This is a genomic window from Okeania sp., assembly GCF_983059655.1.
In genome coordinates, this window is the sequence record NZ_CEZPJD010000679.1 from 2,158 (window position 1) to 4,356 (window position 2,199).

2 protein-coding genes are annotated in these 2,199 nt (G+C 31.8%); one reads left to right on the top strand and one right to left on the bottom strand.

All coding sequences use genetic code 11. The features are described from left to right. On the bottom strand, positions 1–471 hold a 471-nt coding region (locus AC3DU7_RS26515; RefSeq protein ID WP_488042263.1), incomplete at its 3' end, for a hypothetical protein. A gap of 436 nt (positions 472–907) precedes the next feature. Here AC3DU7_RS26515 and AC3DU7_RS26520 point away from each other — a divergent pair. Then, positions 908–2,199 (top strand): AAA-like domain-containing protein (locus tag AC3DU7_RS26520; protein ID WP_488042264.1); only part of this gene is annotated, 1,292 nt, incomplete at its 3' end.

The window sequence follows — 2,199 nt, forward strand, 5'->3', positions numbered from 1 at the left end:
AAAGTTTTCTACTCCGGTAAAATCCAACTGCAACAAATCTCTCATCATCCCACAAGGTAAGGAAGCAAAAACTATACCTTCTTGTACATAATTCTGAATAACTTTACGAAAATTGATATATCTTTCTTGTGTCGCAAGGGTACCAGGATTTTTATCTAATATAAACTTTTCTAATTCTGTTAAATTACGACCTTCTGGATCGGTACCAGTAAATCTTCCTGTATACTGATGTTCCATTAAATAATCTGTCCAATACCCATTTAAACCACGATTTTGTAAGAAAAATTGTCCTAAAGGAAAACCTGCTAATTCATTTAGAATTTCTAATTGTCTGGCAACAGTCACATGGGGTTTATCTCCAATTTGAATAATTCTTTGTTTAACCTTTTCTATGGTTTCTTCAATAGTTTCATTTTGATTTCCATGAGAGATAATACGTTGTTCATTAAATACTTGAAGTTGTTGAGTCATTGCCTTAATTTATTGAACTATAATTTTTTTCGGGGAAGCGATAACCACCACAAAACTAATGGCTTCGTTTCATTACAAATAATCATAATTCTGCTTTTTGGGAATAGATAAAAAATGAAAGAATGTGTCACGTTAAATCTTTTACTTGCTTATTTCCCCGACAAAGTAGGGACGTTCCATGGAACGTCCCTACTGACTGTGATTTGTCTTTTCACCCTCAGTATAAGGCAAGAGAATAGGTGAAAATATAATTCACGTTTTGAAGATTAAGCTAAATATGTATAGAATAATAATTGCGATTCCCTGCTGCGTCCCTTTTCTGTTTATTTCAATTTCCTAAATATTAGGAATATAACAGGCAAAATACCTGCGCTACTAAACTATTAATATCGGGAACAGGCAAGATGCCTGTGTTACATTTGTATATAAAAAAGTTATGAAAAAAGAAGTATTTAAACATATTTTTTCCTCTCAATTAACAGATGATGAATTACAAACACTAAAGTTGTTTTTGGCTGGTCATCTACAGAGAAAAATTGCTGATTCTATGAACTGGGATAGATCAAATGTTAGTAAAAAATTAAAAGCGATCGCTGAGAAATTTGGGCATCCCAAAGACTCTAGTTATTTCCAAGAGTTTTTAGTAGAAATATTCAGCAAACATCAACCCCACTTAGTCTGTCAGAAGTTGCAGGATAAATACTTTTCTAGTCCTAATAAAATTATAGTTCCTGGTAGACCAGAGAAACTAGATTCTCCCTTTTATGTAGAGCGTCATCGAATTAGACGATGTTCTATCGAATTAGAATGTTATGAAAATATAGAAATTCCTGATTGTTTAATCAGAATAAAAGGACCAAAGCAAATGGGTAAAACTTCTCTATTGACGCGAATACAAGCTCATGCAACTCAAAATAAATATGAATCTATCTATCTCAGATTTGATAGCCTAATTGAACCAGAAAACATCAAAAATATTAATAATTTTCTCAAAGCATTCAATAAAAATATCAAAAGTAGGTTTACTGATTCTCCTAACTGGAATAGATGGGACGAGCAAAATGCTAAAATATCTTGCACTGAAGAACTTGAAGCTCTCTTATATCATTTAGATAAAGTGGTGGTTTTACTCTTAGATGAAGTCGATGAAATTTTTAACTACCCAGAAATATCTAGAGACTTTTTTATCATGTTAAGAAGTTGGTATGAGGCGAGTAACCATAAAGAAATTTGGGAAAATTTACGGATGGTAATTGCTTATTCTACAGAATATCATGGCAAATTAGATATTCATCTTTCTCCTTTTAATGTTGGTTTACCCATAGAATTAAAAGAGTTTACACCAGAGCAAGTTACTCAGTTAGCATACTTACATCAATTACCAATAAAGGTAGTAGATAGTTTAATGTCTATAGTAGGAGGTCATCCCTATTTAATCAGATTAGGATTGTATAAAATGTCGGCGGATGAATTAACAATTGAAGAACTATTAAAATATGCTTCTACTGAAAGTGGAATTTATCAACAACATTTAAGTAGACATTTAGAAACTTTGTCAAATCAGAAAAATATTAAGGCAGTTTTTAGCCAAATATTAAAAGCTAATTCTCCCCTGCGTTTACCCAATAAAAATAGAGAATTACATCAATTAGAAGCTATGGGATTAATTACAATTAAGGCTGATTCTGCTGAACCTCGTTGTCAATTATATCGAAAGTATTTTCAGGA